Annotated in this window: 22 protein-coding genes and 1 tRNA gene; 12 read left to right on the top strand and 11 right to left on the bottom strand. The window is 31.7% G+C overall.

Annotation, left to right across the window (positions count from 1 at the left end; genetic code table 11):
* Positions 1-21 precede the first annotated feature (21 nt).
* The 3 genes from DUT90_RS01500 to DUT90_RS01490 all read right to left on the bottom strand — a co-directional run bounded on the left by DUT90_RS01500 (position 22) and on the right by DUT90_RS01490 (position 2,029).
* Positions 22-627: a thioredoxin family protein gene (locus DUT90_RS01500; protein WP_114424949.1), complete on the bottom strand. Its 606-nt coding sequence runs from the start codon at positions 625-627 to the stop codon at positions 22-24.
* Positions 628-629: 2 nt separating this feature from the next.
* Positions 630-1,136 carry a TlpA disulfide reductase family protein gene (locus tag DUT90_RS01495; RefSeq protein ID WP_114424948.1) on the bottom strand — a complete coding sequence of 169 codons (507 nt, stop codon included), beginning with the start codon at positions 1,134-1,136 and terminating at the stop codon, positions 630-632.
* 110 nt (positions 1,137-1,246) lie between these two features.
* Positions 1,247-2,029, bottom strand: a complete 783-nt coding sequence (locus tag DUT90_RS01490) for a S1/P1 nuclease (protein ID WP_114424947.1) — start codon at positions 2,027-2,029, stop codon at positions 1,247-1,249.
* A 121-nt stretch (positions 2,030-2,150) separates the two neighbouring features.
* Between DUT90_RS01490 and DUT90_RS01485 the strand changes: the two genes are divergently transcribed.
* From DUT90_RS01485 to DUT90_RS01450, 8 genes are all read left to right on the top strand, one after another.
* On the top strand, positions 2,151-3,011 hold the full coding sequence (locus DUT90_RS01485) for an SPFH domain-containing protein (RefSeq protein WP_114424946.1): 861 nt from the start codon (positions 2,151-2,153) through the stop codon (positions 3,009-3,011).
* An 18-nt stretch (positions 3,012-3,029) separates the two neighbouring features.
* Positions 3,030-3,527, top strand: coding sequence for a hypothetical protein (locus tag DUT90_RS13305; protein ID WP_181858118.1), 498 nt, complete (start codon positions 3,030-3,032; stop codon positions 3,525-3,527).
* On the top strand, positions 3,520-4,443 hold the full coding sequence (locus tag DUT90_RS01475) for an alpha/beta hydrolase (protein WP_114424945.1): 924 nt from the start codon (positions 3,520-3,522) through the stop codon (positions 4,441-4,443). The genes DUT90_RS13305 and DUT90_RS01475 overlap by 8 nt, the downstream gene beginning before the upstream one ends.
* A gap of 1 nt (position 4,444) precedes the next feature.
* On the top strand, positions 4,445-4,609 hold the full coding sequence (locus DUT90_RS01470; protein ID WP_114424944.1) for an Arc family DNA-binding protein: 165 nt from the start codon (positions 4,445-4,447) through the stop codon (positions 4,607-4,609).
* A gap of 96 nt (positions 4,610-4,705) precedes the next feature.
* Positions 4,706-7,906: a VPS10 domain-containing protein gene (locus tag DUT90_RS01465; RefSeq protein ID WP_114424943.1), complete on the top strand. Its 3,201-nt coding sequence runs from the start codon at positions 4,706-4,708 to the stop codon at positions 7,904-7,906.
* A gap of 4 nt (positions 7,907-7,910) precedes the next feature.
* Complete coding sequence (locus DUT90_RS01460; protein ID WP_114424942.1) at positions 7,911-8,579, top strand: DUF2490 domain-containing protein; 669 nt, start codon at positions 7,911-7,913, stop codon at positions 8,577-8,579.
* A gap of 5 nt (positions 8,580-8,584) precedes the next feature.
* Positions 8,585-9,892 (top strand): DUF819 domain-containing protein, encoded by a 1,308-nt coding sequence (locus DUT90_RS01455; protein ID WP_114424941.1) that lies wholly within the window; start codon positions 8,585-8,587, stop codon positions 9,890-9,892.
* A 39-nt stretch (positions 9,893-9,931) separates the two neighbouring features.
* Positions 9,932-10,636, top strand: coding sequence for a DUF4369 domain-containing protein (locus DUT90_RS01450; protein WP_114424940.1), 705 nt, complete (start codon positions 9,932-9,934; stop codon positions 10,634-10,636).
* A 63-nt stretch (positions 10,637-10,699) separates the two neighbouring features.
* Here DUT90_RS01450 and DUT90_RS01445 read toward each other — a convergent pair.
* The 3 genes from DUT90_RS01445 to DUT90_RS01435 form a co-directional block, all read right to left on the bottom strand.
* Positions 10,700-10,787 (bottom strand) — tRNA-Ser (locus tag DUT90_RS01445).
* A 13-nt stretch (positions 10,788-10,800) separates the two neighbouring features.
* The gene (gene rimM / locus DUT90_RS01440) at positions 10,801-11,325 is read right to left on the bottom strand and encodes a ribosome maturation factor RimM (protein ID WP_114424939.1); all 525 of its coding nucleotides are present in this window, start codon (positions 11,323-11,325) and stop codon (positions 10,801-10,803) included.
* Positions 11,326-11,343: 18 nt separating this feature from the next.
* Positions 11,344-11,880, bottom strand: a complete 537-nt coding sequence (locus tag DUT90_RS01435) for a 30S ribosomal protein S16 (protein WP_114424938.1) — start codon at positions 11,878-11,880, stop codon at positions 11,344-11,346.
* A 294-nt stretch (positions 11,881-12,174) separates the two neighbouring features.
* On the opposite strand from DUT90_RS01435, the gene DUT90_RS01430 reads away from it, so the two are divergent.
* The 4 genes from DUT90_RS01430 to DUT90_RS01415 all read left to right on the top strand — a co-directional run bounded on the left by DUT90_RS01430 (position 12,175) and on the right by DUT90_RS01415 (position 19,277).
* Entirely contained in the window at positions 12,175-12,621 is a 447-nt protein-coding gene (locus DUT90_RS01430; RefSeq protein ID WP_114424937.1) for a PA2169 family four-helix-bundle protein, read from the top strand.
* Positions 12,622-12,780: 159 nt separating this feature from the next.
* Positions 12,781-17,118, top strand: coding sequence for a DNA polymerase III subunit alpha (gene dnaE / locus DUT90_RS01425; RefSeq protein ID WP_114424936.1), 4,338 nt, complete (start codon positions 12,781-12,783; stop codon positions 17,116-17,118).
* 187 nt (positions 17,119-17,305) lie between these two features.
* The gene (locus tag DUT90_RS01420) at positions 17,306-18,640 is read left to right on the top strand and encodes a D-arabinono-1,4-lactone oxidase (RefSeq protein ID WP_114424935.1); all 1,335 of its coding nucleotides are present in this window, start codon (positions 17,306-17,308) and stop codon (positions 18,638-18,640) included.
* Entirely contained in the window at positions 18,618-19,277 is a 660-nt protein-coding gene (locus DUT90_RS01415; protein WP_114424934.1) for an HAD family phosphatase, read from the top strand. The genes DUT90_RS01420 and DUT90_RS01415 overlap by 23 nt, the downstream gene beginning before the upstream one ends.
* Here DUT90_RS01415 and gldA read toward each other — a convergent pair.
* The 5 genes from gldA to DUT90_RS01390 form a co-directional block, all read right to left on the bottom strand.
* Positions 19,274-20,167 carry a gliding motility-associated ABC transporter ATP-binding subunit GldA gene (gene gldA / locus DUT90_RS01410; protein ID WP_114424933.1) on the bottom strand — a complete coding sequence of 298 codons (894 nt, stop codon included), beginning with the start codon at positions 20,165-20,167 and terminating at the stop codon, positions 19,274-19,276. The two genes, DUT90_RS01415 and gldA, sit on opposite strands and share 4 nt — an antisense overlap.
* Before the next feature lie 46 nt (positions 20,168-20,213).
* Positions 20,214-20,984, bottom strand: a complete 771-nt coding sequence (locus DUT90_RS01405) for a hypothetical protein (RefSeq protein WP_114424932.1) — start codon at positions 20,982-20,984, stop codon at positions 20,214-20,216.
* A 1-nt stretch (position 20,985) separates the two neighbouring features.
* Entirely contained in the window at positions 20,986-22,128 is a 1,143-nt protein-coding gene (locus tag DUT90_RS01400; protein ID WP_114424931.1) for a geranylgeranyl reductase family protein, read from the bottom strand.
* Between the two features lie 88 nt (positions 22,129-22,216).
* A complete protein-coding gene (locus tag DUT90_RS01395; protein ID WP_114424930.1) occupies positions 22,217-24,973 on the bottom strand; it encodes a carboxypeptidase-like regulatory domain-containing protein in 2,757 nt (918 codons plus the stop codon).
* Positions 24,974-24,993: 20 nt separating this feature from the next.
* Positions 24,994-25,836, bottom strand: coding sequence for a GLPGLI family protein (locus tag DUT90_RS01390; RefSeq protein WP_114424929.1), 843 nt, complete (start codon positions 25,834-25,836; stop codon positions 24,994-24,996).
* Positions 25,837-25,841 lie beyond the last annotated feature (5 nt).

The following is a 25,841-nucleotide window of genomic DNA, read 5'->3' as shown; positions in this document are numbered from 1 at the left end:
TTAATCACTAAATGGTTTTCTTTATAATATCTTTATAGAACATCCAATTGCTCTTGTTTCTGTTTTAGCAGGCTTATTACCGTTTAGCAAAGCATCTACCGCATTCTCAACATATTTTTCGGTAACATTATCAGAATTTCTAGAACTATTATCTATAGCTCCAATATACTCTACTGTCATTTTTGGTTTGCTTACAATAAAAACATGTGGTGTTTTGGTAGCACCAAACTTAGGATAGACTTTTTGTCCATCATCAAATAAATACGGAAATGTAAATTCCTTTTCTTCTGCTCTCTTTTTCATCTCTTTAAAACCATCACCAGGCATCGCTTTTGGATCATTTGGATTGATAGCTATTACAGGATAACCAAGTTTTTTATATTTTTTATCTAATGCGATGATTCTATCTTCATTAGCTATAGAATACGGGCACATGTTACAAGTAAAAACAATAATAAACCCTTTTGCTTCTTTATAATCTGATAAAGAAACCATTTTGTCATCTATGTTTTTTAATGAAAAATCTTCAATAGTATCTCCTATTTTGTATCCTCCTTCTGTTTTTATACCAAATGCAAATGTAATGGCTACGGCAGCAAATAATAGTATTGATTTTAATGTTTTCATAATTATAAAAAGGTTTTGAGTTCGTTCTCTAATAAATCATAATCAAAAGATTGCTCGTAAAACTTTCTTTTGTTTTCATTGTAAATTAATGTTGCTGGTATAGCACCTGTCCATGTACTATCTATAGCTTTTATCCAAAAATCCTCATTAACATCATCAAGTAAAACTACTTTAGATTGTAATTTGTTTTTTTCTAAAAAAGGTATCAATCTCTTATCTAACTGTTTAGGAAAATCTAAACTTACCAGCAATACCTCTACATTTTGATTAGCATATTGTTTTCCTAACTTTTCAAAGGCAGGCAATTCTTTTACACATGGTGCGCACCAAGTTGCCCAAAAATTCACAACATAAACTTTATCATTTTCTTTTTCTAAAAAGGGTTTTAACTCAGCATAAGTATAAGTCTTAACACTAGTAATATCTAAATTTTCACTTTTTTTACTCTCTTTTTTACAAGACTGTAAGCACAAAAAAATTAACAAAAAATAAAGAGGTAGTTTTTTCATCCAATAAAGCTACAAATATCAATGACATCTTAAAAACAATTAACTAATCCTTAACAAAAAAACCTCATAAACAGAAGTCTACAAGGCTTTTTACTTATCATTATTTTAGTTTACTCAAAAATATTATTTAATATTTTGGCTAGACGAATTCCTCCTATCTGCAATTGATCTCTTACCAAGTCAAAGTAATCATAAGAATATTTGTATCGTAAATTTTCACCAATTTTTGCAGAGTTATATACCTTCTTTGTAATCTGATGCACTTCATCCACCCAATCTATTATAGATCCCTTTTGTATTGCCTCAATTTGCGCTTTACTCAGTTTTTTGGTATTAGCAGCTAAATCTGTATAACTCATTTTAAAATCATCAATCATATTTTCGTCCCATACTCTATGTAAGTTTGTTCCTTTTCCAAACCACTGTAATTGTATGGTATTACCTCCTTTATCTTCTCTTCTACCTATGTGCATAGGTTGGTGTAAATCGCCCACAAAGTGTACCAACATTTTTAGAAAAAAAGCCTTATCCTTTTCAGAGCTATTTTTGTTTTTTAAGACAGATATACATTTTGTAATACCAGTTACTAAATCTCCTTTAGGGTTTTTAGTAGCCGAAGCATAAGTTTCATCTAACCCCATATTAATGTAATGCCAAGAATAATATTCGTCATATTTGCGATTAGATTTAATTTCATCTGCAAACGTAGATACAAATGCTAAACTTTGCCCCTTTAAGATTTTGTCTATTTTTTTTCTAGCTTTTTTAGTTAAATGCCCTTCTGCAATTTTACCTGTTGCTCTATGACCATTTTTACCCCAAAATAAAGTTTTCTTTCCAGCAAAGCTTGACAAGAAAAGCACAGAAACTACTAAGAATATTTTTATTTTCATTTTTATCCTAATTATTTATACTCTGCTAAGATAAAAATTATAACAGGATAGTACTTGGATATGTTATTAATTTTTTGATATATTTGTAATATCATTTTAATATCAATATAAATCACAACTTATGAAATCAGAAAAAATTATAAAACCCGCTAACGGTTATTTAATGTTAGGAGTAGTATCTCTTTTATTTTTTGGAGGATTATTTTTAATCTTCGCACAAAAAAACTCATTATATTTACTTCCCATATTTATAGGCTTTATTGGTTTTTTTGGCTTTATATTGGTTAATCCAAATACTTCTAAAGTGGTCTTACTTTTTGGTAAATATGTAGGTACCATTAAAGAAAACGGCTTGTATTGGGCTAACCCTTTGTTTAAAAAGAAAACCATTTCTTTAAGAGCTAGTAATTTTGATAGTGAGCGTTTAAAGGTAAATGACAAATTGGGTAATCCTGTAATGATTTCTACTATTTTAGTTTGGAGAGTTACCAACACTTACAAGGCTGCTTTTGATGTAGATAATTATGAGAATTTTGTGAGAGTTCAAACTGATGCAGCTGTAAGAAAACTGGCAAGTATGTATCCTTATGATAATTTTGCTGATGAAGGTCATGATGAAGATATTACACTTCGTTCAAGTGTTAACGAGGTATCTGAAACTTTAGAGAAAGAATTGGAAGAACGTTTGGCTATTGCTGGTATAGAAGTTTTAGAGGCTAGAATTGGATATTTAGCATACGCCCAAGAAATTGCATCTGCAATGTTAAAAAGGCAACAAGCAACAGCTATTGTTGCTGCAAGACATAAAATTGTAGAAGGGGCAGTAAGTATGGTAGAAATGGCTTTAGAAGAGTTGAGTAAAAAAGATATTGTAGTACTTGATGAAGAACGAAAAGCTGCTATGGTTAGTAATTTAATGGTTATATTATGTGGAGACAAAGAGGCTTCTCCTGTTGTAAACGCTGGGACCTTAAATCATTAAATAGGTAAAGTTTAATTTATGAGAATTTTTAAAGAAGAACAACGTTTTACACAATCTTGGTTAATTGTATTAATGTGTGTTAGTTTTATTGTACCTATTACACTTATTATACAGCAATATACTAAGCCTAATTCTACCATGTCTTTACAACAACTACTAAGTAGTAGTATTGCTATAGCTGCTTCTGGTTTATTTATTTTTATATTCAAACTTAAAACCAGAATCGATGAAAAAGGAATTCATTATCAATTTTTTCCCTTTCATTTTTCACTCAAAACTATTCTTTGGCAAGATATTACAAAAGCATATGTTAGAACATATGACCCAATAGGAGAATTTGGTGGTTGGGGATTAAAAGGTGGTGCACTTTGGAATTCTGGTAAAGGAAAAGCCATAAATGTAAAAGGAGATATTGGTATTCAATTACTTTTAAAAAATGGAAAAAAATTACTCATTGGTACTCAAAAAGAAAATCAAGCTCAACAAATATTACAAAAATATCTAAAAAATGAATAGGTTAATTCTTTATATTATCATACATGTAATTGGAGTTGCTACAGCTATAGCTCAAATTAAAACAGAAGAGATTGTTATCTATAATAATAACATAGAGCTTCCAGGAACATTAAGTTTTACAAAAGAGAACACTCCTTTAATTATTTGGATTCATGGATCTGGAAATGTAGATAGAAATGGAAACCAGCAACCTTTTATCAAAGCAAACTACATTAAACAATTTAGAGATAGCGTAAATAAATATGGTGTTTCATTTTATAGTTTTGATAAAAGAACCGCCAATAAAAAGAACATAAAGAGCCTAAAAAAAGGGGTTCTTTTTAAAGATTATATTGCTGATGTGCAAGAAACCATTCTACATTTTAAGAAAGACACAAGGTTTGCTAAAATAGTGCTCATTGGGCACAGTCAAGGCTCTTTAATAGCCATGTTAAATCATACCAATGCTGGTAAAATAGTATCACTTGCAGGCCCAAGTATGTCTGCAGACAAAACTATTATTACTCAAATACAAGAAAAAGCCCCTTACTTAGATTCTATTACAAAAGCGCATTTTAAAGAATTAGCGAATACAGGAAGCATCCAAAATGTAAATCTCATGTTACAATCAATTTTCAGAAAAGAGAATCAGTCTTTTTTATCTTCTTGGATAAAGTACAATCCTAGTAAAGAAATACAAAAAATTGCCATTCCGGTACTTATTGTAAATGGAGATAATGATCTTCAAGTTAAAGTTTCTGATGCTCAAAAACTACACGCTAGCAATAAGAACTCAGAACTTCTTATCATTCCAAAAATGAATCATGTTTTAAAAGTAGTAAACTCTGTTACTGAGAATCAAAATTCTTATACTAAACCAGATTTTCCTTTGTCTTCAAACTTAATACAACATATTGTAAAATTTGTAAACCAATAAGATGCCTAAAAAGAAAGCGTTTGCTCTTAGAATTAATGAAGAAATGTTAAAGTCTATAGAAAAATGGGCTGCAGATGAATTTCGTTCTACAAACGGACAAATTGAGTGGATGTTAATGCAGGCTTTAAAAAATGCTAACAGAAATCCAAAAAAAAACGAAGAATAACACAATATGATTATTGTTAAAATGCAACGCTCAATTTTATTGAGCGTTTTCTATTTTGTATATTTCCATCCGTTTAATCTATCTAACCTTTTCATCATGAAAAAACTCATTACTATTCTTTTTCTAGCTTGTGCTTCATTTATCTTTTCGCAAGAATTTTCTATGGACTTAGTAAAAAACATGAAACCTAGAAACATTGGTCCTGGTGGTATGTCTGGGCGTGTAACAAGCATAGATGTTGTAGAGTCTAACCCAGATATTATATATGTAGGAACTGCTTCTGGCGGAATTTGGAAATCTGCTTCTGGAGGCATTAAGTGGCAACCTATTTTTGAAAAAGAACTTACAGCTTCCATTGGTGCCGTTGCTATTCAGCAATCTAACCCAAGCGTAATTTGGGTTGGAACAGGAGAAGGAAATCCTAGAAATAGTTTAAATGGCGGTTATGGAGTATACAAATCTTTAGATGCCGGTAAAACATGGCAATCTATGGGCTTAGAAAAAACACGTCATATTCATAGAATTATTATACACCCTACAAACCCAAACGTTGTTTATGTTGGTGCTATTGGTTCTCCTTGGGGAGAGCATCAAGAAAGAGGCGTTTACAAAACGAGTGATGGAGGTAAAACATGGAAACAAATTTTATTTACCAATACAAAATCTGGGGTTGCAGATTTAATTATAGACCCTAAAAACCCTAATAAGTTAATCGCTGCTATGTGGCAACACAAACGCGACCCTTGGTTTTTTAAATCTGGTGGAGAAGGAAGTGGTTTGTATATTACTCATGATGGAGGCGATCATTGGAAAAAAATTACAAAAAAAGAGGGTTTTCCTAAAGGAAATTTAGGAAGAATTGGAGTTGCCATAGCACCTAACAATCCAGAAGTTATTTATGCTTTGGTAGAAGCCAAAAAAAATGCCTTGTACAAAAGTGAAGATGGAGGATTTAAATGGAAAAAAATTAATGATAAACCAGGTATTGGTAATAGACCCTTCTATTATTCAGAAATCTATGTAGATCCTCAAAACGAAAATAGACTATATACTATTTTTACTTACGTAAATGTTTCTCAAGACGGAGGAAAAAGTTTTACACAACTTATGCCTGCATACAGAGCAAACAATGGAGTTCATCCAGACCATCATGCATGGTGGATTCACCCAAATAATGGTAAATTTATGATTGATGGAAATGATGGCGGGTTAAACATTACCAAAGACGGAGGGAGATCATGGCGTTTTATAGGCAATATACCTGTTGCTCAGTTTTATCATATAAATATAGACAATGAGTTTCCTTATAATGTGTATGGAGGAATGCAAGATAATGGTTCTTGGAGGGGTCCTGCTTATGTTTGGAAAGATCAAGGTATTAGAAATAGCTATTGGCAAGAAATCAGTTTTGGAGATGGTTTTGACGTGGTACCAGATAAAGATAATTCACGCTACGGATGGTCTATGAGCCAACAAGGTTTTGTTGTAAGATACGATTACCTTACTGGTAACAATTACTCTGTAAAACCCACACATAAAGACCCCAATACTAAACTTCGTTTTAATTGGAATGCCGCTATTAACATAGATCCTTTTGATAGTAATACATTGTATTTTGGAAGCCAGTTTGTGCACAAATCTACAGACAAAGGGCTTACCTGGTCTGTAATTTCTCCAGATTTAACCACCAATGATCCTAAAAAACTAAAGCAATCTGAAAGTGGTGGTTTAACGATGGATGCTACTGGCGCAGAAAATCATTGTACAATTTTAGTGGTAGAGCCAACACCTCTAGAAAAAAACGTTTTATGGGCTGCTACAGATGATGGGCAGGTACATATAACAAGAAATGGTGGGCAAAATTGGACTAATGTAGCAAAAAACATTAAAGACTTGCCAGCTAATTCTTGGATAACACAAATAAAAGCATCAAATAAAAATAAAGGTGAAGCTTTATTAGTTGCCAATGATTATAGAAGATTTAATTACACTCCTTATGCATACAGAACTACAAATTATGGCAAAACGTGGAACCGTATTGTAGATGAAAATGATGTAGAGAGTTATACCCTTTCAATTATTGAAGACCCAATTAATAAAAACCTACTATTTTTAGGAACTGATGACGGATTATATGTTTCTATAAACGCAGGAAAAAAATGGACAAAATGGACAAGCGGTTTCCCTACGGTTTCTGTAAAAGATTTGATTATTCATCCAAGAGAACACGATTTAATTATTGGAACTTTTGGGAGAGCTGCATGGGTATTAGATGATATTAGACCTTTGCGAGATCTAGCAAACAAGAATGCAATTTCTCAAAAACTAAAAGTATTTACACCCCCTACTGCATATCAATCTACATACCAACAACCAACAGGAAGTAGGTTTGGTGCAGATGCTGTTTACCAAGGAGAAAACAGAAAAAGAGGCGCTCATATTTCATACTATATAAACCTACCCAAAAAGAAACAAAAAGAAACAAGTACAGAGGTAGAAGGTTCTGTTGTAGCTAAAGCTAAAGAATCTAAAAAAAGTAAATACGACTCTATTACCTTAGAGATTTTTGATGCCAACCGAAAAATTAGAACTTTAAAATTTAAAACACCTAAAGAAAATGGTGTTCACAAAACAACTTGGTTTCTTAGAGAAAAAGGACCTCAAAGAGCATCAAGAATTATTCTAAAACCTAAAAATGAACCTAGTGGTGTTTACGTAAAACCAGGAACGTATACTTTAAAAATGGCACTTGGAGATTTAGTTAGTGAAAGTGCTATACAAGTAGCATTTGATCCTAGGTTAAAAATTTCTGAAGTAGCAATACATGAAAAATATATTGCAGCTAAGGCATTAGAAACTCATCAAGAAAAAATGGCTGCAATTGTAAAACAATTGGTAGAAAGTAAAAATACAGTTGGTACAATAAAAGAAAAACTTACCAAAGAAGACAAAAACAAATACAAAGAAGCTATAAAATCTTCGTCAGAAATTGATACAAAACTAGATAATTTAATAGCGTTATACATTGGTAAAATAGATAAAAGACAAGGTATTACCAGAAACCCAGAAGTTACGGTATCGCAAAGATTAAGTTTGGCTAGTAGGTACGTTAATTCTCGATTTGGAAAACAAACCACAACAGAAAAGCAGTTGACAAATCAGTTCATAGAATCATTAAACAAAGCAATTACAAAAACCAATACTTTTTTTAATAAAGATTGGCTTGCTTATAAAGCTATGATAGATAGTATTAAAATTTCTCCTTTTAAAGAGACCCAAATTTACCCCGCCAATTAATGATATGAAAGAATTTTTACTAATGTTGAGCTTGATTTTGTTTTTACAAAAAACACAAGCTCAAAATTCTTCAGAAAATAAATTAGGCGCATGGTATATGTACAATGGCACTCATAAAATTTCTGATAAATATACCTTAAAATCTGCTATTCATTTTAGGTACTTTGAGCTTATATCAGAATATCAACAAGAAATTTACAGATTGGGGTTAAATTACAAAATTAACAATACTGTAAATGCCACTTTTGGCTCTGTATATTCTATTACTGACACCTCATACAAAGAAAATTTACCCAATTTGTATGAGTATCGTTTTTATCAAGATCTAAATGTAAAAGATAAATGGTATAATTTTAAAGTAACCCATAGAGTAAGGTTAGCTCAACGCTTTAGAAGACAAAATTTTAAGAACAAAACCACACATAGAATTCGTTACGGATTGTTTTTAAAACATCCTATTTCTAAAAAATTAACAACATACGCTTTTAACGAAGTATTTATAAAGTTTGCCACAAAAGCACTTGGGCAAAATAGAACAGGTATTGGCTTATTGCAAAAAACAAGTGACTTTATTACCTTAAAATTTGGATATATGTATACCCAGTTCAATTCAACACAATCAAACAGATTGCAACTTGGATTAATAGTAACTACCAATCACACAAAAACATAATACACATGAATGCTCCTATTTTTACTAATGACGCTATTGTTTTTGGCATTTTAATGCTCTCTTTAGGTTTTGTTTTTTTTACAGAAAATCTAAAAACAGGTTTTTGGGTAAAATTTTACAAAATAGTTCCTGGTTTATTTATGGCTTATTTTATACCTGCTTTATTTACCACCTTTGGAGTAATTGCTCCTGAGTGGGAAATAGAAAATACTGCTGGAGAGATTGTAAAGGGTAAATCTCAATTGTATTATGTTTCAAGTCGTTTTTTACTCCCAGCAGCATTAGTTTTAATGACATTGAGCATAGATTTAAGAGCTATATTTAACCTTGGTAATAAAGCTTTAATTATGTTTTTCACAGGAACTATAGGTATTATTATAGGCGGACCTTTAGCCATTCTCTTGATTTCTATTTTTTCTCCTGAAACCGTGGGAGGGGCAGATTTTGATGCAGTTTGGAGAGGGCTTTCTACACTTGCCGGAAGTTGGATTGGTGGTGGAGCAAACCAAACAGCAATGCTAGAAATTTACAAATTTAACCCTGCTAAATACGGGGGAATGGTCTTTGTAGATATTGTTATAGCAAACATTTGGATGGCTATTTTACTGATAGGTATAGGTAAAAAAGAAAAAATTGACAATTGGCTAAAAGCAGATAATTCTGCCATAGAAAAACTAAAAACCAAAGTATCACAGTTTACCCAAAGTGTTAAAAAGAATCCTTCACTAACAGACTTTATGATTATGTTAGCCATTGCATTTGGTACTGTAGGTTTTGGACATTTGGTTTCTAAATATTTAAGTACTTTTTTTGGTAATATTGTATCTGCAATCAACTCTCCTACTTGGAAAAACATTTTTACTTTTTTAGGTTCTGGCTTCTTTTGGCTTATTAGTACTTCTACTATAATTGCCGTTATTTTATCATTTACAAAAGCAAAAAATTACGAAGGTGCAGGAGCTAGTAAAATTGGAAGTATTTTTATTTACATTTTAGTAGCAACTATTGGTATGAAAATGGATTTGGCTTTAATTTTTGAAAACTTAGGTCTAATTGCTATAGGTGTTGTTTGGATGTCTATACATGCAGGTCTCTTAATTTTGGTTGCTAAAATTATAAAAGCTCCGTACTTCTTTTTAGCTGTTGGTAGTCAAGCCAATGTTGGTGGTGCAGCTTCTGCTCCTATTGTTGCACAGGCTTTTCATCCTTCATTAGCTACTGTAGGGGTTTTACTAGCTGTTTTTGGGTATGCTATAGGAACAGTTGGCGCTATTGCGTGTACAATTTTAATGGAATTGGCTTCATCACTCTAAATAAAATCAGCATATTTGCAACCTCAAAATTTACATAAAATGAAGAAACTTTTAATACTTTCCGTACTTGCTATAGCGTTATATGCATGTTCGTCAGAAAAAGAAGGTAATATGGTTGTACAAGGTCAAATTAAAGGACTTAAAAAAGGAAAATTATACCTTCAAAAAATAAAAGATACTCTTTTGCTAACTGTAGATTCTTTAGAATTAAAAGGAAAAGAAAACTTTCTTTTATTTGATGATGTTGATTCACCAATAATTTATTACTTAACGTTGAGCGATAACAACACTCAAAAAAGTATTTCTTTTTTTGGAGAACAAGGTACCATTACTATAAATGACAAGGTTGATAAATTTGGAGTATCGCCAGAGATATCTGGATCTAAAAATCAAGAACTTCTAGAACAATTTCTTAAGGTTAAAACCAGATTTCAAAATCAAAAACTAGAACTTATAAAGAAAAGTTTTGATGCAAAAAAAGAAAATAATGATGCTCTAACAAGTGAAATAGACAAGCAATACCAAAAACTAACTAAAAGAAGAGTTTTGTACACTACTAATTTTGCGGTTTCTAATACAGATAGCGAAATAGCACCATATATAGGTTTGACAGAAATGTATAATGCAAGTATAAAAATGTTAGATACCATTAACAATTCATTGTCTGAGCGTGTTAAAAAATCTACTTATGGAAAACAATTTCAAGAATATGTTGAAAAGGTAAAAAAAACTGAAGAGCACTAAATAAAATATTTAATTATCAAAAGAAAACTCCGTAAAAATTAATTTTTACGGAGTTTTCTTTTGCAGAGAGGAAGGGATTCGAACCCTCGATACCCTTTTGGAGTATACACACTTTCCAGGCGTGCGCCTTCGACCACTCGGCCACCTCTCTTTTTTAAAAAAAATTATAAATACAATTCTATTAAACCTTCTGGTGTATCTACCTCAACAGTCTTGTTGTTTCTGTCTACTTTCTTAATAAAATCATCAATTAAAGGAATAAAAATTTCCTTTCCATCTCTATCAATTTCAAACAAGGGTTGTGCTGCCTTATCGTTTATAGCTTTAATTTTACCTACTTCACCAAAAATTTTATCTAGAACTTTAAAACCAATAACTTCATGATAATAAAATTTGTTTCCTTCTAATTTCGGCAATAAATCTAGAGGTAAGTAAATTTCAGATTTTAAAATTGCATCTGCCTCTTCTTCAGAGTAAACATCTTCAAATTGCACACGCAGTTGGTTTCCTTTATGGAGTGAACTTTTTTCAATAAAAAATGGAACCAGATTACTGCCAAACTCGACATAAACTGATTCCATTTCTCTGTACAACTCAGGTTCATCTGTATCTAACTTGATAACAACTTCACCCTTAAAACTATGTTTTCTAACGATTTTGCCTAAGTAAAAACAATCTTCTTTACGCATATATCGTATATAAACGTTTTACTCAGCTGCTTTTTCTTCTGTAGCTCCTTCTGCAGCGTCAGTTGCTTCCGCGGCAACTTCTTCTGTAGCTTCTTCTACAACTTCTTCTGGTTGAGCAGCGGCAATTCTTGCTTCATTAACCGCTTTTTCAGCTTCTAAAGCTTTCGCTTTAGCTTCTGCTTCTGCTTTAGCTAATTTTTCTTCTTTTGTAGCTACTTTACCTTCTTTAGCCTCTAACCAAGCTTTAAATTTCTCTTCTGCTTGCTCTTCTGTTAAAGCTCCTTTACGAACACCACCTGCTAAATGGTTTTTTAACAAAGCTCCTTTGTAAGATAAAATTGCTTTTGCAGTGTCAGTTGGCTGTGCTCCGTTTTGTAACCAAGTTACAGCAACATCAACATCTAAGTTAATTTCTGCAGGATTTACATTTGGATTATACGTACCTATTTTTTCTAAGTAACGACCATCTCTTTTTGCACGTGCATCAGCAGCAACTATCCAATAGAATGGTTTCCCTTTTTTACCGTGTCTTTGTAATCTAATTTTTACAGACATAATTTATTAATTTTTTAAGGTTCTCGACCTTGGTTATTAAAAATCTTATCATCTCGTGACAAGTGGGCACAAAAATACAAAATACTTTTTAATCTTCCTTAATTAAAATATAATTTCATACAGTCTTAAAAAAGAGCAACATATACATATCAAATTACCTATATGAGTCAAGAATCTTATCTTTTGCATTAAACATAAACTCTTATAATTAGTTACTTTGTGGTAACAAAAGCTAGATGTGAAACAATAGGCATCTTAAAAAAAATTATTGAAATTTAAAATGAAAATGATATTATGAAGTACACAGAAAAAATTTCGAACAAGTTAAATGAATTGTTAGAAAAAAATTACGACGCAGAAAAAGGATATTTAAATGCTGCAGATAATGTAGAAAGCACAAAATTAAAACGTTTTTTTAAGGCAAGAGCTTCAGAAAGAAGTGAATTTGCCAAAAACTTAAGAACAGAAATTTTAGCTTACGGGCAAATTCCTGAAGATAGCGGATCATTTAAAGGAACAATGCACAGAAACTGGATGTCTTTAAAATCTTTATTCAGTTCTAATGATGAAGAAGCTATTTTAGAAGAAGCTATTAGAGGAGAGCAAGCTAGTTATGATGAGTATAGAGACATATTGAAAGAAGATGATTTTGTTCCGTCAACTAGAAAATTATTAGAAAGCCAAAAGCAACAGATACAATCTGCAATTAATAATTTAAAATTAGAAGAAGAATTGGCATAATAACTATACCAATTTTTTAGTATAACGCACTTTAAAGAGTGTCAGTCTAAACAGACTGACACTCTTTTTTTGTTAATAAATCAATATAAGTTATACTTAATAAATATTGAATGATTTTGTACTTTTAACTCTCTAGAATTTATTCAACAAGAATCATTTATGTATTTAATTTTTGATACCGAAACCACTGGATTACCCAAAAGTTGGAATGCCCCAATAACAGACACAGACAATTGGCCAAGGTGTATTCAAATTGCATGGCAATTGCACGATGCTATGGGAAATTTAATAGAACATAATGATTTCTTAATCAAACCAGAAGGATTTAACATTCCTTATGATGCAGAAAGAATTCATGGTATTTCTACAGAATTAGCAAGCGAACAAGGTATTGATCTAGATGAAGGTTTACAGTTATTTCACAAAGCTTTACAAAAAACAAAATTTATTGTAGGTCAAAATGTAGGTTTTGATATTAACATTATGGGTTGCGAGTTTCATAGATTAGGTGTAGAAAATAACCTAGCTACTCTTCCACTTTTAGATACTTGTACAGAAAAGACAGCACTAATGTGTCAAATACCTGGGGGGCGTGGTGGAAAATTTAAACTACCAACATTAACAGAATTGCACAATCATTTATTTGAAGTGGGGTTTGGTGAAGCACACAATGCTACCGCAGATGTTGAAGCAACAACACGTTGTTTTTTAGAACTAATTCGTTTAAGAGAATTTACCAAAGAAGAATTAGATGTTGATGCAGATTATTTTAAAAACTTTTCTGAGGCAAACCCAAAACCAATTCAAGTAATTGGTCTAAAACACATCAACCTTAAAAAAGAGAGTGATCAAATTCGCAAACGTCTAGAAAAATTAAAAGATGTTGAAGAAACCAAATCTACATCAGAAGGTTTAGCTGAATTAAAAGATGTTAGGTTTGCTCATTTACATAACCACACGCAATTTTCTGTCTTACAATCCACAATGCAAATTGGTAATATTGTTAACGCAGCTGCAAAAAACAATATGCCTGCAGTAGCCATGACAGATACTGCAAATATGATGGCTGCTTTCCATTTTGTGAGTGCTGTTTTAAACCATAATAAAAATGCAGATACGCCAATAAAACCAATTATTGGTTGCGAATTTAATGTTTGCGAAGATCATACCAATAAATCACAAAAAGACAATGGTTATCAAGTTGTTTTACTTGCAAAAAATAAGAGAGGGTATCATAATTTAGCAAAAATGTCTTCCATTGCTTTTGTAGATGGTTTTTATTATGTACCAAGAATAGATAGAGAAATTATCAAAAAATACAAGGATGATATTATTGTTTTAACGGGTAATTTGTATGGTGAGGTACCTAGTAAAATTTTAAATCTTGGTAAAAAACAAGCCGAAGAAGCTTTGTTATGGTGGAAAAATGAATTTCAAGATGACTTTTACATCGAGTTAATGCGTCATAATCAACAAGATGAAACTATTGTAAATGAAACTTTATTAAAATTTTCTAAAAAACACGATATTAAAATTGTGGCTACCAATAACACGTTTTATCTAGAGAAAAAAGATGCCAATGCACACGATATTTTACTTTGTGTAAAAGATGGTGAAAAACAAGCCACACCAAAAGGAAAAGGTCGTGGTTATAGATATGGTTTGCCTAATGAGGAATATTATTTTAAATCTTCAGATGAAATGAAAACCTTATTTGCAGATTTACCTGAAGCCATTATCAATATTCAAGAAATTGTAGATAAAATTGAAATTTTCACTTTAGCAAGAGACGTTTTATTACCTGCTTTCGACATTCCTGATGAATTTAAAGATGCAAAAGATGAAGAAGATGGAGGCAAAAGAGGAGAAAACAATTTTTTACGTCATTTAACCTATGAAGGTGCTAAAAAACGTTACGGGGAAATTACCGAAGCTATCAAAGAACGTCTAGACTTTGAATTGGAAGTTATTGAAAAAACTGGGTATCCTGGTTACTTCCTAATTGTAGAAGATTTTATTAGAGAAGCCAGAAATATGGATGTTGCTGTTGGTCCAGGACGTGGTTCTGCAGCAGGATCTGTAGTTGCCTATTGCTTGTGGATTACCAATATAGACCCAATTAAATACGATTTACTTTTTGAGCGTTTTTTAAATCCTGAAAGGGTTTCTATGCCAGATATTGATATTGATTTTGATGATGAAGGCCGTGGACGTGTAATGGATTATGTAATTGATAAGTATGGTGCTAACCAAGTAGCACAAATTATCACTTACGGAACAATGGCTGCAAAATCGTCAATCAGAGATACCGCCAGAGTTTTAGATTTACCCTTATTTGAAGCAGATAGAATTGCAAAATTAATTCCGGGCGTTAAACTGAAAAACATCTTTGGAGATGACCCCAAAAGCAAAGGTAAAATTGCTGGTTTGCGTGCAGAAGAAAAAGTAATGGTAGAAGAACTGCAAACCATGGCTACAGGCTCAGATTTAACTTCAGAAACCATTAACAAAGCAACTATTTTAGAAGGTTCTGTTAGAAATACAGGTATTCATGCTTGTGGAGTCATCATTACCCCTGGAGACATTACTAATTATGTTCCCGTAGCTTTGGCCAAAGATTCTGACATGTATGTTACCCAATTTGATAACTCTGTGGTAGAGTCTGCTGGTTTGTTAAAAATGGACTTTTTAGGTTTAAAGACCTTAACTTTAATTAAAGATACGGTTAAGATTGTAAAAGCGAGACACGGTGTGGAACTGGACCCTGAAAGTTTTCCTTTGGATGATGTAAAGACATATGAGTTGTTCCAAAGAGGAGAAACAGTGGGTATTTTTCAATATGAATCTCCTGGAATGCAAAAACACATGCGATCTTTAAAACCAACGGTTTTTGCAGATTTAATTGCAATGAATGCTTTATACAGACCTGGACCAATGGAATACATTCCTAGTTTTATCAACAGAAAACATGGTACAGAAGATATTGAATACGATTTGCCAGCAATGGAAGAGTATTTGGCAGAAACTTACGGTATTACAGTATACCAAGAGCAAGTAATGTTACTCTCTCAAAAACTAGCAGATTTTACTAAAGGTGAAGCCGATGTATTACGTAAAGCCATGGGTAAAAAGCAAATTGCGGTTTTAGATAAAATGAAACCTAAATTTGTAGAACAAGCTGCAGCAAACGGTCATGATGCAGACAAACTAGAAAAAATATGGAAAGATTGGGAAGCATTTGCTAGTTATGCTTTTAATAAAAGCCACTCTACTTGTTATGCTTGGATAGCCTACCAAACTGCCTACTTAAAAGCCCATTATCCTGCGGAATATATGGCATCAGTACTTTCTAACAATATGAACGATATCAAATCGGTTTCATTTTTTATGGAAGAATGTAAACGAATGGGTTTAGCTGTTTTAGGACCTGATATCAACGAATCTTTTTTAAAATTCTCGGTAAACAAAGACGGTGCTGTACGTTTTGGAATGGCTGCCGTTAAAGGTGTTGGTGCCGCAGCTGTTAGAGCTATTATAAAAGAAAGAACAGAAAACGGAAATTATTCTTCTATTTTTGATTTGTCTAAACGCGTAGATTTACGAGCTGCTAATAAAAAATCTTTTGATAGTTTAATAAAAGCAGGTGCTTTTGATTCTTTTACAGATACTCACAGAGCTCAATATTTTGCTACGGATGAAAAAGGGTTAACGTTTTTAGAACGTGCAATGAAATTTGGAAGTAAATTTCAAGAAAATGAAAATTCTGCTCAAGTATCTATGTTTGGAGAAACATCTACTGTACAATTTCCTGAACCAGATATTCCTGATTGTGAAACTTGGGGAACTATGGAACTCTTATCTCAAGAGAAAGAAGTTATTGGTATGTATATATCTGCACATCCATTAGATGATTTTAAAAACGAACTTATTTTCTGCAATGCTATTTTAAAAGATTTTAAAGGCGATTTACAAAAAATTGTAGGCAATAACTTGGCTTTTGCTGGCATTATCACAGATGTTCAACACAGGGTTTCTAAAGCTGGAAAAGGTTGGGCGGCTTTTACTATTGAAGATTATGGAGACAGCCATGAATTTAGAGTTTTTGGTGAAGAGTATTTAAAATACAAACACTTTTTAGTGCCTAATTCATTTTTATATATAAGAGCTACTATTCAACCCGGTTGGACAAACAAAGACGGAGTTACAGGAGAACCGAGAATTAAGTTTACAGATTTTAAACTTTTACATGACATTATGGACGAGCTATGTAAAAAATTGACCATTAAAATTCCTGTAGAAGAAGTAAATGAAGAAAATATTCTTAACCTAGAAGGTATCTTAAAAAATAACATAGGTAAACAGTCTTTACGATTTACAATTTGGGATGCCCAAGAAAAAATTGAGGTTGACTTACCAAGTAGAAATACGAAAATTAATGTTTCTAATGAGTTACTTGCTACCTTATCGTATCAGCAAATAAAATTTAAACTGAATTAAAAACCATTGCAATCTATAATTTAATCAACCAAAATATCAAAAAGTGTTTTTAATGGCTTTAATTTTACATTATTACTGAAATTAAGTGCATTTTTTTAACATAAGTCAAATTTGGTTTTTATTAACACTTTTAATGGTTCTGCAGTAAATATCATTCGTTAATTTTGTTTAACAAAAACCTATTAGCATGAAACAAAAAAACAACAGTACTTGGGTTAGCTGGAATGAAAACCTTAAATACAATTACAAGACAAAATATACCATAACAACCGAAGAAGAATTGCAAGAGGTAATTGCTAAAAATGACAAAATACGTTTTTTTGGTAGCAAACAATCATCTGCAGATATTGCGGCAGGTACAGATGCGTTAATAGACATGACCGCTTACAATAAAATTGTTTCTTACGATTACAATAAAAAAACAATAACTGTGCAATCTGGTCTTATATTAGGTGAGTTATTAGAAGCTATAGAAGCTGTTGGTTGGTGTATACCGTGCTTACCAGACATAAATACCATTACCATTGGAGGTGCTTTAGCTACAGGAACGCATGGTACCAGTGGTAAATTATTAGCAGAATATATGATTGGTTGTAATTTAGTTTTAGCTGATGGAACTATACAAACAGTTACAGCAGAAGATGATTTAATAGATGCCGTTAGAGTATCATTGGGTATGTTAGGAGTTATGTCTACCACAACATTTCAATGTGAACCCGCTTACACACTTCACATAAAAGAAGGGCCTGAAAGCGATGATGTATGGCTTCCTAAAATAAAATCTCGTTTAAAAAAGCACGACTTTTTAAGAATTTTATGGTTACCACATACAGATAAAGGGTATGTAATTACTGGTGATAAAATTAACTCAGATACTGAGGTTGTTGAAAATTTGGGTCCTAAATATTTAAAGCATCGTAGAACAGCATCAAAAATATTATACAAATACACTCATATATTCCCTTGGCTTACGGCTATTGCAAATAAATTGCTTTATAAAGGTTTTTTCAGCTCCAAAAAAGAGCATAAAGGAACATTGTACCAAGCAACTGTTACCAAATCTAGAGGTTCTACTTTAGAACTGGCAGAATGGACAATTGCATTAGATAAGTTTCCGCAAGTTTTTGCAGAATTAAAAGAAGAATTGAATAATTGGAGTAATAAATCTTTTGTACATATTCCTATGGATGTTCGTTTTGTTTATCAAGACAAATCTTGGTTAAGTTATGCCTACGGACATGATACGGTAACCATGGGATGCGTTTCTAGAAATGCAGCCACTGCAGACACTTACGAGGCCTTTAAGAGTGTAGAAAAAATATTTATCAAACACGGAGGAAGACCTCATTGGGGTAAACGTTTTACTGCAAAAGATGCAGAATTAACACAAATTTATCCTAAATGGAAATACTTTAAAGAGTTAAGAAGAGAATTAGATCCTACAAATAAATTTTTGAATCCGTATTTATCTCAATTGGTTAACGAAAAAGAAACTGCAAATGTCAAAAAAGTTATTGCCTAAAGGATTCTTATTTGATTTTGATGGTGTTGTTGTAGAAAGCGTTGCAAGCCATCATGCTGCATGGAACTCCGCTTTTAACAGTTTATTTGGTCAAGATTTACCTGTATTTCCTAAAGAGCTTGCAGGTAAATCCCCAATGTTGATTGCGCAATATTATTGCGGTACCATTGGGAAAGAAGATCAAACCAAAGATTTATATCTACTCAAAGATACACATTTAGATGTTTTTTTTAAAACACCTACATTGCTTCCTGGTATTCAAGAAATCACTCAATTTTTGGACCAAGAAGCTATTCCTTTCGGAATTGCCAGTAACGCGACAAGACAGTTTTTAAAAAATAGCATTCATCACTTAAACTTGAATTTTACCACCTATTTTGGGGTGCAAGATTACAAAAAACCAAAACCAGCGCCAGAGGCCTACATTACCCTTGCTAAAGCTTTAGGTTTTGAAAAAAAGGATTTTAATGACATTTGGGTGTTTGAAGATAGTTTAACAGGTACTACTGCTGCTAAAGCCGCAGGTATGATTCCTATAGGTATTTTAACGCAATATTCTGAGAAAGAACTAAAAAATGCTGGTAGTCAATTGGTTTTTCCAACCGTGCTGGAAGCTTATCAATATTTGGTAAATTAACCCGTTGTGAGTTCCCTAAATAAAGTTTCTAAGTTTTTTGTCTGAGCATTTAAACTTACTATTTTAAGGTGATGCTCTCGGGCAAAATCAAAGACCACTGTGCGCATATCATCTTCAGTTTCAAAATGAAGTAACCATCCTGAATTTTTCACTTCAATATCACGAAGATTTGGCAATGTGAATAAAACTTCTTTAGAAACTGCACTATCAAAAGATACGGCTATCGTTTGTTTATTATTTTCATGAAGTGTGTCTAGGTTTTCATCTATCAAAATCGTTCCTTTTTTAATAATGATTACCTTATCACATACAGCTTCTACTTCTTGCATGATATGGGTAGAAAACAACACCGTTTTGTTTTTGCCTAATTCTTTAATAAGTGCTCTAATTTCTACTAATTGATTTGGGTCTAGTCCTGTAGTAGGTTCATCTAAAATTAATACGGATGGGTTGTGCAAAATTGCTGCAGCTAAACCAACTCTTTGTTGATACCCTTTAGAAAGTTGGTTTATTTTTTTATGCGCTTCTGTTTGCAAACCAACTTTTTTAATACATGTTTCTATTTGACTTTTATCAATTTTAAAAATTGAAGCTCTAAATTGTAAATATTCGCGCACATACATATCTCCGTACAACGGGTTATGCTCTGGTAAATAACCGATATTTTTCTGAGCCTCTTGCGGAGTTTGTATCACATTAACCTCATTTACAAAAACACTACCCGAATTCGGCTTTATAAATCCAGTTAAAATTTTCATCATCGTAGATTTCCCTGCTCCATTTGGTCCTAAAAAACCAATAATCTCTCCTTTACTTGCTTCAAAAGAAATATCTTGAAGTGCTTTTTGCGAAGCATAGGTTTTTATTACTGATGAAACTTTTATTGACATTGATTAATTTTAAATAATATTATATAAAAACGGAAAATTTCTATTTTTAGTTTGATACAAACTGTTTTTGTATTCTTATTTTTCTAATATTTTTCATTCGTGACCATGCTAATTTATGACGCTGCTTGTACAACCATAAACTACCTAAATCTAGTAAAAAATAGAATAAACTTATACCACTTGGAGGATTATGACTGGGCAAAAAATCAAAAACGCCCCATGCTGTTGATGGCCACCACCAACATTTATAAGTTGTACCAATAATTTCTAAATAAGCAACTGCTAGGTACATTGTTAGGTAAAATAACCTTTCTCTTGGTTTGTTTTTTAATAGTAACAACGTAACTATAGTCATCAAAAAACCAAAAACATCAAATTTAAAAATTAAAAAAAGTGAAGCATAGATTACAATTAGCAATGTTGCTATTTTTTCTATTTTTTTTACGTTATTTTTAGCGTATGATGTTTTGGTAAAATACAATACGCCTGCATATACCAACGCATGACCCATTGGTATATAATGTGGTACATTTTCTAACCTATAGGTATACATACCCATAATTACAGAAAATAAATACTCGCCTACAAAGCCAATAATGACAGCATACCAAAGTTGTTCTCTAATTCTAGGAGTTACCGTAAACATTGTAATACCAAACATAACTAACATAATTATATTTGCCAACCATTGCAAATCTTGGTAGTTTTCTGTAACATAAACGCTATCTATTAATAACCCTAAAAATATATAGAGAAATAAAATACCTAACGTTTTTGAAAATGAGGATAAAAATGTATTAGATGTAACTATACTCATTTTAAGAAAAAATAATGTTTCTTAATTTTCTTTTTATGTGCTTGGTAACATCTTTAGGATATGTTCTTTCTCCCATTAAAATCTGTGTCATTCCTTCACAAATTCGATCTCCGTATTTTTTAATTAAAAAGTTTCTAATTTTTTCATTTTCATAAAACAGCTTAGATAATTTTAGTCCTGTTTTTAATTCAGGAATCAAACTAGTTTCTAGTTTGTTATTGTAAATTTTTGCTGATTCTTTTTCATCTAAATTACCCTCTATAATGGATTCTGCGGCCATAATTCCAGAAAAAATGGCATTTGATATGCCCTCTGCCGTTAATGGATCTGCAAAACCAGCTGCGTCTCCAACCAAAAAAATATTTTTCTTAACAAAACCATTTGTTCTAGGAGAAACAGGTATTTGAAATCCATGCATTTGTTCTGATAATACATTTTTGATACCCAATGTTTCTGTGAGGTATTCTCTGTAAAGTTGCTTAAAATCTACTTTAACTTTTCTAAAAGAAGCCAACCCAATTGATAAATGATTTTTTTTGGGAAAACTCCAACCATATCCCATAGGAATGGCATCAAAATCTAAACGAACACTTTTGGATAGCCTTTCAAAATCTTCTGAACTCACCTTAACTTCATACTCTAAAGCAGGAATTAATAAACGTGTTTCTTTCCAACCCGCTAATTTTGCTGTAGTGCTTAAAGCACCATCTGCAGCAATTACAAATTTGGTTTTTATATCTCCTTTAGAGGTATGTAAAGTAATATCATTATCAAAAGTAATGTTTTGTAATTTATGATTTTCTAAAAGAGTTATTCCTTTTTCCTTGGCTTTGTTTACCAAAAAATTATCAAAATCATCTCGCATAACCATACTAATAATAGGCTGTTTCCTTTCAGAAAAAACATGTATTCCTGCTTTTTTAAAAAAAGCATCTACCCTAAAAAATTCAGTTTCTACAGCTTCTTCTACACTAAAAGGCATTTCTCTTCTTCCTCTGTAAGCAAAACCACCTCCACAAGTTTTATATCTTGGTAATGTTTCTTTTTCTATTATTACTGTAGCTATACCTTTTTCCGCTAATTTAATTGCTGCAGATGCTCCTGCAGGACCACTTCCAATTATTGCTACTTCAAATACTTTCATTAAGTTATTTTTTACAAATATATTACTTAAAAAGTATTTTTTTAAAATTAAAAAAGGTCTTGAATTTTAGCCTACACCCTTTTTTAAATTACAATTGATAACGCACTCTAAAACTGATTAACCTTGGTAATATAAAAATTTCGTTGATTGAGTTTACAATATTCCCTGCAAATACATTAGCCCTAGAACCTGTACCTAACAAGTTACTCGCTTCAAGTTCATATTCCCACTTAGCGTCTCTATCTTTTCTATAGGCAAAAGTTGCATCCCATATTTTAAAAATATTTTGACTTTTGCCATCCTGTCTAACCTCATTGTATGTAAAATCTGTTTTAAAGGTTAAAGAGTTCCATATGTAAGCATCAAAACTTACTGAAGGCGCATGAGTTACAGTAGAAAATTGCGTGTTACTATTAGTGGTTAAATTAAGGTTATTTTGGTCTACAAAAGAAACACTATATCGTACACTTACATTAGGCGCTTTATTAAAATTTGTGTTTATACCTGGTCTTAAAGAATATACATTACTTCTAATTTCGTTAGTATTTGCTCCAAAAATTTGAAAGTTTTTATTAAACGTATAATTACCAGATAATCTTGTTCTAATTTTTTTAAACGTTTTACTAACCGCACCAAATGCAGAAAATCTTTCTGTATCAAAGGGTAAATTTAAATTTGTTCTTGTAGAAACTACAGATCCTGGTATAAAATTTGGTACAGAAGCTACCTGATCTATGGTTTTTACATAACTTAATCGTCCAAAAACATTGGTATAATTAAATAAATTAAAACTTCTATAATTTAAGTTTACATTATGCGTATAAGCGTTTAAAATATCATTATTCCCAAAGAAAAAAGAATTGAAACTACTAGCTACTATTCCTTCTGCTATTTGGTTTACATCTGTAAAATTAACTTGTTGTCTATATGAAAGCGTTAGGCTTTCGCTTCTTTTAAATTGCGCTACAATATTAAGTTCTGGTAAAAATTTCTGAAACGTATCTTCAAAAGGTGTTATTCCTATTTGTGTGTTATTTATGGTATAGTTGTGTATAGTAAACCCAGGAGTAAACGTAAAAATCCCTGATTTTGCTCTATATCGCAAGCCTGTATAAAGATCTGTAAAACTATATTCTGTATCATTGGTAGTTCTTGCATCAGGAAGGTTTGGAATGTTTAAATCTGGGTCTAATGTACTCCCTGTATCAGGATCTAAAATCTGAAAAAAACGAGAATCAAAATTTTGTCTACTCAAAATAGTACCACCAACAAAGTTTAAATTACTTTTTTGATTAATGATATAGTAGTAATCTAATTTAGCATCTAATTGGTTAGATTTTACGCGTCTATCTTGCTCTAAAATATATTGATTTACCGTGGTATCTAATCCCAAAATACTTGCGGCATCATCAAAGCCATCTGCGTCACTATTAGGATCATTTTCTAAAGAAGCTACATAAAAAGGATCTTCATCTTGCAATAAATGCTGCACCTCTAGTGCAAAAATATTGTTTTCATTTACCGTGTAGAAATAACTTAAATTTTGATTGATGCGATAAGGTGTTGCATTTTCGTTTTCTGTAATGTTGTTACCAATTACCTGAGAACTTGAGTTATCTGTTCTAAATTCATTAGAAAAACGACCTATGACATCATAATTCATTTGATTATTGATGTCTTTCTTGTATATAGAACTAAACTTAAATAATCCTGTATTGCTAGTTTGATCTGTAGTATTGTCTGTAATATCATCTGGAATATCAGGATTTATATAATCTAAAATATTTATGTTACGCTGCCCGTTTTGATTGCTAGACCAAATTAGAAATCCGCTTAAATCTAATTTTTTATTAGGTGAATAACTAAAATTAAGTGCAGATAGTTTTGTTTCTATTCTATTTGCATTTCTTGAGGTTGCATTTAAAAAACCAATACCAGCATCTGCAATGCTTAAGTTAGTTCCGTTTGAGGGACTCTGACTTTGAAAACCTCCACTAAAATTTCTAACGTCTCTTCTGTTTAAGACTACCTCACCAATATTATTTAAATCACCAAGAACATTTAAGGTATATTTTGGTGTGTAATAAAAGAGTTTTGGTTGAAAAAGATATAGTCCTTCATTTGGTGATGCTCCTGCTCCTGCAGTAACATCTCCAAACCAAAAGTTTTTCTTTCCTTCTTTGAGCTTTATGTTTAATGCTACCCTATCTTCATTATTCTGCACTCCTTTTAATTGGTTAACATCTCCATAATTTCTAAGTACTTGAATCTTATCTACAGCATTAGATGGTATATTTTTTGTGGCCAATTTGGTATCTCCATCAAAAAAATCTTTTCCATCAATCATTACTTTTTCAACTTTTTTACCATCAACTTCAATTTCACCTGCATCGTTAATTTCCATTCCTGGTATTTTCTTAACCACATCTTCTAACTTACGCTCTGTACCGTTGGTAAAAGAATCTGCATTGTAAATAATGGTATCACCTTTTACAGTTACTGGCATTTTAGAGACAATTTTAATTTCATTAAGCATGTCTTCTTCCATTACATAATTTTTGATAATATCATTATCTATGACCCTTACAATTTCGCTAATGGTTTTAAAACCTACATAACTAATCTTTATGTTAAATACTTTATTTTTATTTAAATCTAATTTAAATCTTCCGTTGACATCTGTAAATCCGAATGATGATATAGTTTTTGTAACAGTATCTAGAGCTATTACATTTGCCATTTCTAAATTATTACCAAGGCTATCTTTAACAACTCCAGTAAATTGTATTTGGGCATTGGTTATATACGCCATCAATACGATAGCAATAAGTAGTATTTTTTTCATTTGTATTTTGGTTTTGTTGATTAGAATCCTCTTCCTCCACTAGCCCTTCTTCTATTTCTAAATTGTTCTCTCAGTTCTATTGTTTTTTCTTTTACAATAGCATTGTACTCTTCTCTAGTAACCTCTTTTCCTTTTGTTGGTATTTTAATTTCAACATCATCTTCTGGATTTAAAACAACCTCTGTACATAACATTGTTGTTCTTCCTGCATTTACTTCTAGTATTAACCCAGGTAAACCCCAATATTCAGATGGTCCTGCACTAACAGGTATTTCTGGCGAATACCAAGCTGTAACTAATAGTTTTTTAACAGGTATGTCTTCTTTTTTTGGTTTTATAGAGTCTTTCTTTTTATCATTACCTCTTCGTCTAAAAATACTACTCCAATCTATATTAGTATCTTCTTTTTCGTAAGTAGCCTTATAACATGTAAACTGACCTATTTTTTTGGTTTCTGCACTCAGTTGCCATTTGGGTTGTTCCATATTTTCTTTGATCAAAAAGCGTTTGCTAAATTGCTCTGTGGCTTCAATCATTTTTCTTTCTTTAGTGTTTTTGTAAACAGAACTTTGGCCGTTACTAACACTTGCTCTCCAACCAGAGGTTGATGTTCCTGGTGCATCTAGCTTTACGTTTTCTTTAAATGTTGATTCTTGTCTGTTAAAATTTAAAGTATATGTCTTTTCTAAAAAGCTTTTAAAGCGAGCCATCATTTGCTTTTTTTGCTGTTCGCTCATTTTATCAAACCTTCTCATATCTATAGTTCTTTTAGACATATAAGTTGCTTGCCCTTGAAATTTTACTTGCGAGTATGCTGTAAAAGCGATTAATAAGAATAAAATTGTAGTCGCTATTTTTTTCATAATAT

It is taken from the genome of Polaribacter sp. WD7, assembly GCF_003335085.1.
Taxonomy (GTDB): Bacteria; Bacteroidota; Bacteroidia; order Flavobacteriales; family Flavobacteriaceae; genus Polaribacter.
The sequence above is the reverse complement of the archived record's forward strand: the minus strand, read 5'-3'. Positions and strand labels throughout refer to the sequence as shown.